Origin of the sequence: Chitinophaga varians, assembly GCF_012641275.1 — a bacterium.
GTDB lineage: Bacteria > Bacteroidota > Bacteroidia > Chitinophagales > Chitinophagaceae > Chitinophaga > Chitinophaga varians_A.
Genome location: NZ_JABAIA010000002.1, coordinates 814861 through 829302, shown reverse-complemented (window position 1 = coordinate 829302; position 14442 = coordinate 814861). Strand labels below are relative to the sequence as shown.

The 14442-nt window shown below is 49.8% G+C and carries 11 protein-coding genes; 3 read left to right on the top strand and 8 right to left on the bottom strand.

Going from position 1 to position 14442, the window contains the following annotated elements; all coding sequences use genetic code 11:
* Both HGH92_RS18035 and HGH92_RS18030 read right to left on the bottom strand, forming a co-directional pair.
* A complete protein-coding gene (locus tag HGH92_RS18035) occupies positions 1-777 on the bottom strand; it encodes a DNA-formamidopyrimidine glycosylase family protein (RefSeq protein WP_168872153.1) in 777 nt (258 codons plus the stop codon).
* A 29-nt stretch (positions 778-806) separates the two neighbouring features.
* Positions 807-2522: a DUF885 family protein gene (locus HGH92_RS18030; protein ID WP_168872152.1), complete on the bottom strand. Its 1716-nt coding sequence runs from the start codon at positions 2520-2522 to the stop codon at positions 807-809.
* A 249-nt stretch (positions 2523-2771) separates the two neighbouring features.
* Between HGH92_RS18030 and HGH92_RS18025 the strand changes: the two genes are divergently transcribed.
* Positions 2772-3530 (top strand): murein L,D-transpeptidase catalytic domain family protein, encoded by a 759-nt coding sequence (locus tag HGH92_RS18025; protein WP_317166425.1) that lies wholly within the window; start codon positions 2772-2774, stop codon positions 3528-3530.
* Here HGH92_RS18025 and HGH92_RS18020 read toward each other — a convergent pair.
* From HGH92_RS18020 to HGH92_RS18010, 3 genes are all read right to left on the bottom strand, one after another.
* Positions 3527-5098 (bottom strand): murein L,D-transpeptidase, encoded by a 1572-nt coding sequence (locus tag HGH92_RS18020; protein ID WP_168872151.1) that lies wholly within the window; start codon positions 5096-5098, stop codon positions 3527-3529. The genes HGH92_RS18025 and HGH92_RS18020 overlap by 4 nt on opposite strands.
* A gap of 211 nt (positions 5099-5309) precedes the next feature.
* Entirely contained in the window at positions 5310-7841 is a 2532-nt protein-coding gene (locus HGH92_RS18015; RefSeq protein WP_168872150.1) for a phosphocholine-specific phospholipase C, read from the bottom strand.
* 170 nt (positions 7842-8011) lie between these two features.
* Positions 8012-8431 carry a hypothetical protein gene (locus HGH92_RS18010; protein WP_168872149.1) on the bottom strand — a complete coding sequence of 140 codons (420 nt, stop codon included), beginning with the start codon at positions 8429-8431 and terminating at the stop codon, positions 8012-8014.
* Between the two features lie 111 nt (positions 8432-8542).
* Here HGH92_RS18010 and HGH92_RS18005 point away from each other — a divergent pair, with 111 nt between their 5' ends.
* Positions 8543-9409 carry a helix-turn-helix transcriptional regulator gene (locus tag HGH92_RS18005; RefSeq protein ID WP_168872148.1) on the top strand — a complete coding sequence of 289 codons (867 nt, stop codon included), beginning with the start codon at positions 8543-8545 and terminating at the stop codon, positions 9407-9409.
* A gap of 61 nt (positions 9410-9470) precedes the next feature.
* Positions 9471-10337: a hypothetical protein gene (locus HGH92_RS18000; RefSeq protein ID WP_168872147.1), complete on the top strand. Its 867-nt coding sequence runs from the start codon at positions 9471-9473 to the stop codon at positions 10335-10337.
* A 79-nt stretch (positions 10338-10416) separates the two neighbouring features.
* Here HGH92_RS18000 and HGH92_RS17995 read toward each other — a convergent pair whose 3' ends face one another.
* The 3 genes from HGH92_RS17995 to HGH92_RS34200 all read right to left on the bottom strand — a co-directional run bounded on the left by HGH92_RS17995 (position 10417) and on the right by HGH92_RS34200 (position 14434).
* Positions 10417-11556 carry a hypothetical protein gene (locus HGH92_RS17995; protein WP_168872146.1) on the bottom strand — a complete coding sequence of 380 codons (1140 nt, stop codon included), beginning with the start codon at positions 11554-11556 and terminating at the stop codon, positions 10417-10419.
* A 73-nt stretch (positions 11557-11629) separates the two neighbouring features.
* A complete protein-coding gene (locus HGH92_RS17990; RefSeq protein ID WP_168872145.1) occupies positions 11630-13438 on the bottom strand; it encodes a carboxypeptidase regulatory-like domain-containing protein in 1809 nt (602 codons plus the stop codon).
* A gap of 15 nt (positions 13439-13453) precedes the next feature.
* On the bottom strand, positions 13454-14434 hold the full coding sequence (locus tag HGH92_RS34200) for a FecR family protein (RefSeq protein ID WP_168872144.1): 981 nt from the start codon (positions 14432-14434) through the stop codon (positions 13454-13456).
* Positions 14435-14442: the final 8 nt, after the last annotated feature.

Sequence of the window (14442 nt, the reverse complement as noted above, 5' to 3'; positions counted from 1 at the left end):
TCATTTATACTCCACTTGTTCATTCGTGTAATACGTCTTACCGCCGGATGAAACATGCTGTATCGCTGCGCCACCAGGACTTTCCGTCAGCTTGTGGCTATGCACCAGCATATAGTCGCGTACTTCTCCGTTGATGATGTCAGGATGATGTTTGCGAATATTTTTCTCCGCGTTGGTCAATACCTTATGGATGGCTTTGTGCAACGATTTTACCGCCGCTGAAGGAATCTGGTTGGCAACGGAAAAAGGTGAGATACGCGCTTCCCACAGGATATCGTCTGCATAGGCGTTGCCGATGCCAAGAATGTTTTTTTGATCTGTCAGGAATTTTTTGATGGCCGTTCTCTTTTTGGCCAGTGCGGCTTTCAGCCACGCTTCGGTCAACTCTTTGGAAAGTGCATCAGGCGCCTCTTTGGGGTCAGGGTCCAGGAAGATGTTTGCCTGGCCCTGATAATCCGTCAGGGCCAGGCCTTTGCCATCTTTGAACAACAACGTGCAGATAGTATGTTTCTGCTCGTTTTGCCGGTCAAATAAATATAGTTTGCCATGCAGCATCAGGTGCATCCCCAGCACATGGCCATTTTTAAATTCGAAATGCAATTCCTTGCCCACACGCCGGATAGATTCCAGACGCTGCCCTTCCAGTGCAGCCTTCAGCTCTTTTTCAGGCGTACGCAGTTTCTTTTTTACGACCACCTCAATTGTCTCCAGCTGTTTGTGCAGCAGGGTTTTTTCCAGGTTGTGGCTGAACACGTTCAGGTCAGGTAATTCAGGCATGGCAATTTTTTTATAAAAGTAACGATTCGTTATTGCTGCAACAATTGGTCCGCAAAACGCCATTTGGTTTTAAAATCCGGTGTCAGTTGCTGGTTGGTGATAATAGCCCTGAACATCTCAATGGGGATGGCATTCTCATGAAGGAAAGCGTCGTGGAACTGTTTTTCCGTCATCTTTCCGCTGTCAATCAGCTCATGGTGCAAAGCCCGCAGCTGCAGCCCGCCCATCATGTAAGCGATCTGATACAGCGGGCCATAGTCGCCTTCAAAGGAGCGGCGCACTTCCGACGATGCGCTGAAACGTTCGTGGCCTACACGGTCAACGAGGAAATCGATACACTGCTGAGGAGTCCATTTGCCCAGGTGATAATTCAGGGAGAAGATAATGCGGGCGCAACGGTGCATGCGCCAGAACAGCGCGCCTACTTTCTGTTCGGGCGTACTGTGGAAATTTTTGTTCCACAGGAGCATTTCCCAATATAACGCCCACCCCTCTACGGAGAAAGGCGTGCTGAACATACGGCGGTAGGCTTTATTACGTTTGTTCATAAAACCCTGCAGGTTGTGGCCGGGTATCAGCTCGTGAAACACGGTGGCATGGGAAAATGCATAGTTGTTGCTGCGCAGGCTCATCGCCCGGGTAGCTTCATCCATATCATCTGTCGGGTAGGCTACCAGGATGGATTCGCCTCCCAGGAAAAACGGCGCAAAGCGTTGCTGCTCTTTAGACAGCATAAACATGCGCCAGGCTTCTTTGGCCAGTGCCGGTACTGTCACCAGGTTGCTGTCTTCCACAAATTTAATCGCCTCGTCTGCCAGCCGGTGTATCATTTCCGGTTGCCTGCCAGGTTCCACATGGTTTTCTTTCACCTTTTCCAGCGCCTTTTTCCAATCCTTCCCAAAACCCAGCGCAGCAGATGCTTTCAGCATTTCCGCATCACACCAGGCGAACTCTTTGTTGGCCATCTCCACCAGTTCTTCGGGAGAATACGGGATCATCTCGTACTGTAGTTGTTTGATGAGCGCTTCGCGGCCGATGGGGGTGCCTTTGATGCCGGAGGCATCCAGTGTTTTATCGGTTTTATCTGCCAGTTCATGACCCAGAAAGCGGCCGTACAGGCCCAGCAGGCTGTCTGTTTGCTGATAAGGCTGTTTCACCTGTTTGGTAAACGCAGGCTCGTAGCCATAATAGAAAGTATATACGTTTTTGAGGCCGTTACGCAGGTCATCTACGATCTCTGCTGCCTGGCGGGCCTGTGCCGGCGTCAGGGAACTTTTATTCTTCAATGCGGCCTGTGCAGCGGTGATTTGTTGCTGCACCGCGGCAAGGTCGGCCACGATCCTGGGCACGTCAGGATTGTCGCCGCGACGGCGCTTCACCTGCATGGTCATCAGTGTTTGCGCAAAGGGAATGACAGCCGGTTGCAGCACCTTGTACAATGCCTCATTTTCACTGATCTCCTGTAGCTCCTGTCCTATCTTGCGCTTCAGCAGGATATAGTCCACCTGGTCGCTCACCGGCAATGACGCAAATGACAATGATGCCAGCGATGCCAGTGTTTGCTGATAATACGTGCGCATACGGTCAAAATACTCCGGGCTGTACCGGAAAATGTATACCCGGTGCAGATCATCTACGTCTGAGGCCATCTGCTGGATCAGTTCTTTAACAGGCTCACCCGTATTAGCATGGGTACGGGCAAAAAGGAACAGCAAGGGAATAAGGACCAGATATCTTTTTATCATAACGCAAAAGCTGTTTTAAATCTGACATTAAAGATAATCATCCACCCTTGGCATCCTATGCTGAAATTGTCCCGTTTTTCACCAAAATTGCTCCATATCAACATTTTTTATGTATGTCAACATCTTGTTAAAATAGCCGGAAGCGAGCTGGAAGAGCCTTTTTTAGGGCAACATATCCCGGCGATATTCGTTATTTTCGTTTGATATGGATTAATCGTTATTCTCTAACCTTGATAAATATTTTACGGAGTGACATTGAAAGTGAAGAAGTTTATTAAACCGTTAATTTTTATTGCAACCATCGGTTTTTTTGTATTCCTGATTACCACCCTTACCTCAGCTGAAAAAAATCCTGCCACCGCATACCGCACCCTCAGACCGGCAGTGAACGACTCACTGCAGGAGGAAAGTTTGTATGAAAGCATGCGACTGGATACTACCGGCTTGTCCCGGGAAGCATTCGAAAGCGCACTGCAAGGCTACAATCAACTTGAAGGTAAAGGCAGGCTCAAAAACCCGGACATTCTTTCCATTATCGACTTTTCGCTGCCCTCCAGCAAAAAGCGGCTTTTTGTGATTGACATCAAAAACAGACTGCTGCTGTTTAACACGCTGGTATCTCATGGCAGGAATTCAGGTACGCTGCTGGCCAGCACCTTTTCCAACAAAACGAACAGCTACAAGAGCAGCCTGGGTTTTTATGTGACCGGCGACACCTATAACGGGGAGCACGGTTATTCCCTGCGCCTGGAAGGTGAAGAAGCCGGCATCAACGACAACGCGCTCAGTCGTGGGATCGTGATGCACAGCGCCGCCTATGTCAACGAAGCACTGATCAAAAGCCAGGGTTATATCGGCCGCAGCCTTGGTTGCCCGGCCATTCCGGAGGGCGTGCACCGCAAAGTCATTCAGCGCATTGCCAATGGCACCTGCCTGTTTTTGTACAGCCCGGACAAATACTACTCCATGCATTCCAGGATGCTGGTAAAAGACAGTGTGAACAGCTAAAACATTTTTTGTTTCATCACCGCATCGTGGCCGTAAACGTCCCGTACCAGATGTAACGCACCCTCCTCATCCGCCCAGGCGGTGAAGTAAGTGATAATCACCGGTACCGGATGTTTTACGGCCACATATTTTTGTTTACTGCTGTTCATGGCTTCATCGATTTTTTCGTCGGTCCATTGAGGTGAGTCCTCCAATATAAACCTGGCCATGGCGACAGGGTCTTTCAGCCGTATACACCCGTGGCTGTAAGCACGGTCGTCCCGGTTAAACAATCCTTTTTCGGGGGTATCATGAAAGTAGATATTAAAACTGTTGGGGAACAGGAACTTCACCCGTCCCAAAGCGTTGCGGGCGCCCGGCCTTTGCCGTACCACCGGTAATCCGTTCACATGCCCGGTGATCTCCATGTTCTTACGCGCCAGGTAGCCGCTGTTACGCGACATGGCCGGCAATATTTCCTTCCGCACAATGCTGCGGGGTATGTTCCAGTAAGGACTAAACACCACCTGGTTTAATTTCCCGGAAAACATCGTCGTGCTATGCCCTTCTTTCCCCACTACTATCGGCATGTCGAATACCTTTTTACCATCGTTGGTCACATGCAGCATAAAGGCCGGAATGTTCACCACGATCAGCTTTCCCTGCGGGGTGGCGGGCAACCACTTCATCCGCTGCATATTGATCAGCAACTGTTTTAAGCGCTCCTCCGCAGGCACGTTCATGGCGCGGATGACCGTGTCATTGACCACCCCGTTTTCCGAGTAGCCGTGACTGTTACGAAAGCGGTTCACAGCGGCCTCCAGTTCGTCCGTGAATACATCACTGCTGTCTTTTTCCTTTAGCTCCCCGGTTATCGCCAGCCTTTGTTTTATGGAGATGATCACGGGAGATGACTGCCCTTTTTTTATAGCCCGGGCCGATGAATCCACGGGCTTCCATCCGCCATTTTTGACGATATCGCGGTACTGCCGCAGGGCAGGCTTCAGGCCTGCGATGGCCGGGTACTGTTTCTCGCTGGTATGCAGCATGGAGTCCGCCATCTCCATCATGTCTTCTTTCTGCATGGGCACCATGTGCTCCATTTGTTCCACGCTGCCGCCGTTCTGCCGGAAATACCGCACCAGCCGCCACGTAAGCATCAGTTCCGTTTGTATCATATCAGGATCGGTCGCCTTCGCATGCAGCGTGTCTTCTTCCAGCAGCCGGTCCAGCTTATTGTTTAACGGCTTATCGCCGGTAGTGTCCGGGCTTTGGTTGAACAGGCTGCGGAAGGCGGCGGCTTCTTCTGTAAGGCCACGGCTGTCTATCCAGGCAAACTGATAGTTACGCGCGTTATAAAAACTGCGCAACCGGTTGGCCACGGCATCGGTCAACTGCCGCTTGTTAATAAACTGCTCAAGGGCGGTGGTGTCCAGAAAAAGGTCATTATAGGCTTTTTCGGCGGTGATCGCCGTGTTCCTGGGGGTGAGCACGTCAGCGGTCGCAACGTCGGCATGCTCAGGCGCTGAAGGGCTATTGCAGCCTGACAGGAGATATACCAGCAGGGTAAGCAGAAAAAGGTATCTCATGCCTTTTTCATATCAAAATAAACACCAGAACGAAAAAAGGCTGCAGCCGGCGGTATCGGCGCTGTGGCTGTGGCTGCAGCGACACAAAGCGTGGAAATCAATTACGAATTACGAATTACGAATTACGAATGAAAGGCTGTTGTATAAAGCGGCTACTAAATAACCTCTCCATAAACGAACCTTTCATTCGTAATTCGTAATTCGTAATTGGCTACGCCATGGCAGGGTCACTGATACTCTCCGCACCGGTTTCCACCCGGCCGGCAAAACGTTGCTCAAACTGGTCATGCCCCTCCACTTTTAGGGTGAAGTCATACCAGTGCTGACTTTTGCTGTTATCAATGATCATGGCGGCCTGTGTATTGGCGGCAATGGTTTTGCGCACCACTGCTTTGCCATAGGCATTATCAGTAATAGTCACTGTAATGGCTTTGTTGCTGCGGTTGGCGATATGCAGGTCTGCATTACCGGTAAGCTGTTTGCGGTTACGCAGTGAGCGCTGGTACTCGCAGGTAATGTCTACCTGCGGGTCCTGGGCGTTACCGGCGAATTCACGGTAAAAGCCATTGGGACCATACGTACGCAGGCGATATTGTTCACCTTCAAAAGAAGACAAAGGCCAGGCGTCTTTCAGCTGGTCGCCGGCCGTTACGGCATAAGACCAGGTCCGCACCGGTTCCATTTCACGGCTGTCTGCCTGCAGGTATTTGCCGGGCGCATACACGTTGAACGGCGAGCCGGCGGCTTTTTTGCCAAACACCTCATTGGAAGCGGCGAAGCTGATGTCAAATGTTTTTTTGTCAGCGCCCAGCTTACCGTTTACATACAACTGGTAAGGCAACGCACAGGACACACGGGTACCGGCTTCCTGCCGTGGCATCCATTCTGCCTTGGCCGGATTGGTATTGATTTTCTCAATTTCGGCAGCGGTGAGTTTTTTGAACTCGTCCGGCAGCTTTTTGAAACGCGCGTTGTAGACGCTTTCGATAAACTCATTTCTTTCCTGGAAAGGCACCTTCACTTTTTCGCCGTTGAACGGGCGGAACACAGACGTGAGGTCGCCACATACGGTACGGCGCCAGGCGGAAATATTTGTTTCTTTAATAGCCTTACCGGTTTTATGTTGCAGGAAATCTTCCATAAACTGAAGGATGGAAGTATGGTCAAACACCTGTGAGTTCACATAACCGCCACGGCTCCAGGGAGAAGCGATCACCAACGGTACGCGGTATCCCAAACCGATAGGGCTTTCCCGCACGGAATTTTTCCCTACGTGGCCTTTGGCCTGCTCCTGTTCTTTGGTGACGTATTCCACCGCGGTGTCTATCCCTTTGGAGACAAGGCCTGTACCGGGTTTGAAGGGCGCAACAAAAGGAGGCACATGGTCAAAGTATCCATCGTTCTCATCGTAACAGAGGATAAAAATGGTCTTCTTCCATACTTCTTCTTTCTGCGTGAGAATGTCCAGCACTTCAGACACGTACCAGGCACCATACCATGGAGAACCGGGGTGGTCGGAGAATTCGCCGGGGGCTACGAGCCAGGAAACCGCAGGCAGCTGGCCGTTATGCACATCGGTGCGGAACTGATGCAGGATATCGCCCTTGGGCACCTGTACAGATCTTTCCACATCGCCATCTTTGTACTGCAGCGTTTCCAGTTCATGATAGTCCTTGTCCGCAATGTTGGTGGTAAAGGCTTTGTTGTGCAGTTGCTGCGCCCGTTGGGCCAGTTTGGCGAAGTTGGCGGCGGTAAAGGTTTCCGCATCTTTCTTCGCTTTCTCCAGTTCCTGTTTTTTCTCATCCAGCTGCTGCTGCATTTTTTTCGCTTTCTCTCCTTCAGCAGCAGGAATGGCCGCTGTCAGCTTCGCGATTTCTTCCGGCAGCTGTTGTATGCGGCGTTGCAGATATTTTATGTGGCCGGTGGCAAACCGCACATTAAAAGCGGCAAACCATTCGATGGGATTGTCTGTAAAATTGGCGAGCATGCCGTCTTTTTCCCCTTCGAGGCCTGCGGCGCTGATTTCATTCTGATAAATTTTCCAGCTGATGCCATTGTCTTCCAGCCGCTCAGGGAAAGTGGTCCAGTGAGCTTCAGCGCCGTAGTCCACATCTTCGTTCCATACGTTGGCTTTGGCGCTGGCTTTCTGCTCATCACGCAGGGTGCCGGTCCAGAGATACAGACGGTTGGGCGTAGTGCCGGTCAGCGAGGAACAGAAGTTCTGGTCACAAACCGTAAAGGCGTCTGCCATGGCGTAATAAAAAGGGATATCCACACGGTTGTAGTAGCCCAGCGTCAGTGGCATCGGCGCCCAGTCCTTATTGCCGGACTGTTTTACCTGTAGCCATTTATCATAACGGCCGTTGTTGTGTGCATCTACCTGGTTGGCCCAGGAATGCGGCAGGCTGCTCATCCAGGTAGCTTTGGTGTCGCGGATGTTCAACCGGAAAGGCGCATATGTTTCGTTTTTGTCGTTGGTCTGCAGCCATACGAGATTATTGTTGGGAAGGCGGATAGCGCGGGGGTCATTATATCCTCTTACGCCCCTGAGGGTGCCATAGCAGTGGTCAAATGACCTGTTCTCCTGCATCAGGACCACGATGTGCTCTGCATCGCGGAAGGTAGTACCGGGATGGGGGTCTATGGCCAATGCACGCTGGATGGACCCGGGCAGGGTCCCGGCTACGCCGGCGGCACCAGACAGCAGGGCTGCTTTCTTGATAAAATCTCTTCTGGTGTTCATGAAATACTTTTTATTGTTCAGCTGTAAGCATCCAACAGGATTGCTTTAAGCGGGTTAAAATAACAAAAAGTATGTTATGCCACAATTAACAAAGGACGAAAGGTCAGATAAAGGCAATAAAAAAGGCTCCCGCATTGCTGCGAAAGCCCTTCATATTAAGTTCAAAAAATTTAAGACACGTTATTGGATGGTATGATCACAATTTTGAATTTCATGGTCACATTAGGCTTCTGGGCAACTGTATTGTTAGGCCCGCGAAGTTCTACCACCAGTTTACCAGTAGTGTGAATCACATTGTAGGATTCGTTGTTGAACACTTCCGGTAAAAGCTCGTAGAGCTCATAGCCTCCGTTCTGCTGACGGGCGATAGACACCACCACGCCATCATTCTGATTGGCGTTCTGGTCGAGTTCCGGGAGGTTGTTGAATTGAATGAAATACACACCGTTATTATCCAACGTCCATTGATCAGGCGTCATGGTGAAGAAGATCGTCTTGTTGGGAATAACAACTTCATTAGTGGTTTTGGTACAACTGGAGAATACCGCGGCAATCATGAGCAGGGGTAATAAGTATAGCCATCTTTTCATATACAAGGTGTTTGGTATGGATTTATTCAAATACAATGCCATAAATATTCCTCCTATAAATGGAGAAATCCTGATATTTGTAAAAAGCTTCATTTTTTTAATCTGCGTTGTATGTTGTATCGTTTACCGCAGGAATTTGGCAGTTTTCCGGGCATGTGTATTAACCGCGCCGGTAAATCTGCCCTGGCATGGTTTAAACTGGTGGAACGCCAGGCCAAAGCCGAAGGGTTCCTTACCGGAAATACCCTCGTATTCATCATTTCAGGCAGTAAACACATCCATCTGCCGGACGAGGAAATTGTAGCGGCAGCAGGCGATCTGATACTGCTCAAAAGAGGTACTTACTTCATGTCTGCCCTGCTGCCGGAACCGGAAGGCACCTTTCAGGGCCTGATGCTTTGTGTGGATGATCATATCCTCCGCTCTTTCCTGGAGGAAATGGACGACATCAAAAAAGCGCGTACAAATATCCCCATGGTGTTGCCCTGCTCTGAACAGCTGGTCAATGTGCGCAACAGTATCATCGGCTATATGGAACGGCCCAACGAAAATACCCGCAAACTGCTGGAGCTGAAAATACAGGAAGTATTCCTGTTATTGCTTGCAGGCCCTCATCGCGCGCAGGTACTGGCTTTCCTGCATCACATGTTCGATACCAGCACGGAAAATCTCACCCTCACTATCCGTGAACATTTGCTAAAACCATTGTCTCTTCAGGAATATGCCGCCCTGTGCGGATTAAGCCTCTCCGCCTTCAAAAGGGAATTCGCCAAAATATACCATGCGCCGCCTAAAAAATGGATCAACGATGAACGGCTGAAACATGCCGATTACCTGCTGCGGAATACACAGAAAAATGTGAATGAAGTAGCGGACGAATGTGGGTTTGAAAGCGCCTCCTATTTCATCAAACAATACAAAAGCCGCTACGGCGATACGCCTAAAAATGCGCAACGGGCCAAAATTGCTATTTTCTGAACGCTTTATGTTATCGTGCTGCCCCGGACCGCCCCTACCTTTGCCTTAAACACTCAACATTATGAAAACAATTCATTTGCTGCTTCCTTTGCTGGCCGCCGCCGGCAGCAGCTTTGGCCAGATGCAGCAGCTTAACCGCACGGCCATGAAAGCCCCTGAAAGTGTATACATTCACGGTAGCGATTATTACATTTCCGACACTGGTGGAGACCCTACCAAAAAAGACGGCGACGGTGTGCTGTACAAAATGAACAGCCAGGGAGAAGTCAAAGTATTCGCCAGCGGACTGGACTCGCCCAAAGGCACATGGATTCTGCATAATATCCTCTACACACCAGACGTGGACAAGCTCAGGGGATTTGACATATCTACCGGCAAAGAGGTCTTCACGCTCGACATGGCGGCCACCGGCAGCGTAATGCTCAACGATATCGCACCCATGAACGATTCCACCGTTTTTGTTTCTGCCACGGACATCAACAAAGTATACCTCGTACACCTGGGCGCACATCCCCGTTACGAAGAGCTGACATTCGACAATCCGGTAAAGGGCGCCAACGGCGTTATTTATGACAGTAAACGGAAACGCCTCTACGTATGCGGCTTTGGCTCCGCCGGCACGCCCAATGGTGAAATAGGCTACGTAGACCTGGCGCCGGCAAATAAAAAGTTTGTCCGCCTCACAGACCGCACCGGTTACTACGATGGCATCATGCTCACCAACCACAATACATTGCTGGTTTCTGACTGGGTGGCCTTTGAAAAGAAAGGAGTGGTCCTGGAAGTAGATCTCAAAACAGGAAAAACCACCACGGTCAATAAAGAACCCATCCCCGGCCCTGCCGATTTCACACTCGACAAAAACGGAGACGTGGTCACGCCTGCTATGATGGAAGGCAATGTCCTGCGCTTCTCTCCCGGGAAATAACGTGAACGAATATATTAAAACAAAAAAGGAGCAGGTCGTGGTCTGCTCCTTTTACTTTTTATAAAACACAAGCCAGTAATTACAATCGTACCTGCACTCCCAATGATCCGCCAATGTATGCGCCGTCAAACTTATCGTTTCTGCGATGTTTGGACCAGATGTAGTAAGGCGCCAGATCTTCGCCCACACCGTCTTTGGTATGTACCCAGTTAAAAGTAGGGCCGGCAAACACTTCTATGTTGTTGCCAAAGCGGTAGGCCGGGTAAACGCCAAAAGTACCTTTGTTGAAGACCACTTTATGAAAGTCGGTATTGGTGGTATGAACAGCTTCGATGTTAACGCGGAAGTGGGAGTTCACAAACAGGTGCGCGCCTATACCACCCTGAAATGCATAACGCGTAGCAGAATCATTTTTGAAGTTATATCCTACGCCCAGAATACCATACAGCACACGGCCACCGGACTTGAAGGCAAGGATCGTGTTGGATGTTTCATCGATGCTGAGGCTGATTTGTTTTTCGCCATGTTTCACGATGTTGATCAGCGCAATTGAATAGTCACTGCTATCGGCAATATTCAGCAAACCTGCTACCTGTACGCCTTTCACTTTTTTAGCGACGTTCAAAAGACCTCCTACCTGTACATTTGCATCTTTGGTCACATTAATAGCGCCCGCTATCTGTACCTTAGCGGAGCGATGGCTGTTGATAAAGCCCGTAACAGCCTCGCCCACGCTGTCGGTATGGTTTATAAAACCGGATATCTGTCCGCTGGTGGGATCGCTTTTGTATGCGAAGTTCCCAAAACCGGCCACCTGATATCCGCGGTGCATCTCTCCTCCCAGGTTAATGAAGCCCGTCGCCATTACACCCTGCGAAGTTTGTTTTACCGAGTTCATAAACCCTGAAATAGCGGCGCCATTCTGCAACAGGCCGATATGATTGGAAAAGCCGGCCACGGCGGCTCCTGTGGCACGTCCCTTGATAATGTTGGACACACCGGATATAGCAGCGCCAGTTTCGCCCCCGGACAGGCCGGCAATGGCATGCAGTGAAAAACGGTTGGTGTATTCGGCAGCCTGTGTGCCGTTGGTGCTGAGTGGGTAAACAATGCCCACGTGTGCTGGTCTGACAGCTGATTGTCCCAGTACCTTAACGGTTAAACTGATAACGGTCAGGAGGGATAAAACGGTAATTCTGGTCAAGGTATCTGTTCTCATATCTGTGTGTATTAATGCGTATTGATTAACGACACGTCAGAAAACAACTACCCCTATGCCAGTACAACAAAAATCAGAAAATAGTGATGCCGGCCTGCCATCCTATCCATCCATTGCCGGAATCCCCGAGCTTGAAAGGATGATAGGCTGGTCCCGGAATTTCAGGCAGGTAGCCCGGTTTGGGGTTCCACTTATCATACACATGAAGTGACAAAGAAGGTCCCGCAAAGATGGATATTTTATCAGAGATACGATAATTCAGCGAAGGGCGTACACGGATCAGCTGCGAGAAGTCTTCATCACTACCTGTATACGTGTTCTGAGCGGTGATCTCCACGCCGAGGAACAAATGTTTGTTGAAGTTGAATTCTCTTCCGATACCATATCCGAAAGAATATACTTTCCTGTCGCCGGTGTTCATCCCTGCGACCAAAATGCTGTACAGCTTACTGCTACCCGTTTTCCAGGCAACATTATAATTAATGACGTCACCGGTGTATATCGACAGCTTATGATAACCATGTTTGACGATGTTAACAAGACCGATAGTGTAACCGGAAGAAGTATCTGCGATATTGACGAGGCCAATCTGCACGCCTTTCAGATGTCTGGCATAGTTAAAAAGGACGCCGAGTTGCACACCTCTCACAGTACCATGACTGATATTGCCGAGGTCTGATATCTGTGCGCCATTGACATCACGGCCGGCATAGTTGTACACGCCGCTTATCTGTGCGCCGGACATGTTACCGTACGTGTGGTTACTCACGCCAGATACCTGCCAGCCAGCTACATTGCCTTTAACAATGCCCACTACGCCCTGTGCCTGCACTCCTTCCATGTCGCCGTGTATCTGGCCCACAACACCCGAAATCTGTACGCCGTTGGTGCTTCCCTCCACGATGTTGCTCACACCGCCTACCTGCACGCCACGCATGGAATCCAGCACCTGGTTGTGTACACCGGCCAGCTGCACGCCGTTGGTTTTTCCACCTACCACATTGAGAACACCGCCTATCTGCACATGCTGCATATTACCTTTCACTATATTGAACACGGTGCCCAGTTCAAAACCATCTACACCTGCGGTATAACCGCCAATAACATTGATTGAGAATTTATTGACCACCTGGCTGCTCATCCTGCCATGGGAGCCCAGTCCGGGCGTCAGTGAGGCCTGATAAGGTTTGTCTGCGAAGAAACTGCCGATGTTGAGGCTCTGCATTTTCTGACGGGAAGACAATATCGTGCGGCCCCACCAGGTCTTTTCCACCTTCGTATTATGGCCGGTGATTTCCACCACCCTTAACTGATAACTTACCGGTGAAATATTCACAGCCACTTCCTGGTCCTGCCCTCCATGCACCGTTACAGAGGTGTCGGTATACAGGTCCTTACTAATGCTGATGGCTGCGGTAGGGGTTTTATCCCGCAACCGCAGCCTGAAATATCCGTCGTTGTTCGTTAAAGTTGAAATGAGTTGCTGTCGTTCGTACACACTGGCATTGGGTACCCGTTGCCCTGTTTTACTGTCCGTGACGAACCCCGTGATCTGATAATAATTTTGTCCGGGAGATTTTTTAAAGAGAATGATATAGTTGCCCGATTCCTTGTAGAGATATTCTCCGTCCAGCAGCTGGTCAAGGGTTTGCCGGACCGTTTTGTTTTTTACCGATATGCTGACCAGGCTGTCTTGCGGGAGAATGTTGCTGATATAGGAGAAATAAAAACCACCCTGTCGGGAAATGATATTTAATACTTCCGATAACTTTTGTTTTTTCGCCTCCACCGTCACGGTCTTGTTGAGCAGGCCTTGTGCCTGTGTGTAAAACGGAAGGGTGATGATCAGTATCAATATTGTCAATGTTCTGCTAAACGGCATACACTTCAGCTACGATTATTTCAGGGTGATATTGGTTCCATTTTGTTCTACGGTGATACCGTAGGTGAGCCCGATGATATTCAGGGTACTGTCGAGCGAACTGTTACTGAAGGTAACGTTGATCGGCAGATCGCGCTTGCCGGCATTGGCGATTACGATATTAACACCGTACGCTTCATTCAGTATGTCCACCAGTTTCCACAATGGGGTATTGTTACATACGAATGTTTGAGTGCGGTAGTAATTATACAGCTCATCAGTGTTTTGTTGTTTCACCGGCGCGGCGTCCTGGTCTGTGACAACAGCTTTTTCGTGGTGCTGCAGTTGTACGCTGTGATGTTGTTTGGTTACTTCTACTGCGCCTGTTTCCACAATGACTTCTGTTTTACCGTTGGTGCTTTTGATGTTGAACGATGTGCCGAGTACCTTTACGGTCACGTCATTTACGGTGATCACAAAAGGGCGTCCCGGGTCCTGTGCCACATTGAAGAAGGCTTCGCCTTCCAGTTTCACCTGTCTTTCTTTACTGAAAGAGGTAGCATAACTGATAGAAGATTGTTTGTTCAGGGTAACGAATGATCCGTCGGGCAATGTGTCCAGTCTGACAGCATTGCTGGCGTAGATGGTATGTTGCGGGCGGGACGATTTCATGAACCAGAACCCTGCTGCTCCTAGCAGTACCAATAAAGTGGCTGCTATGGCCAGGTTACGGCGCCAGGTAGAGAAATCTGTTTTGATCACGCGGGCGCCGCCTGCGTCTTCGCTGGCGCCAACCCTTTGCTGGAAACGTTTCCAGGCGTCGTCTTCATTAACGGTGCTGACAGCGGCCAGCTTTTTACTTTCGTTCCAGATGAGCTGAAAATGTTCGTAATATTTGGCGTTGGCCGTATCGGCGGCCATCCATGCGTCCACCGCTTGTTTTTCTACCGGTGTGGTGATGCCCAGCATATATTTCACCAGCAGATCATCATTTATATGGTCAGTTTGCTTTTTCACGGTAGAAG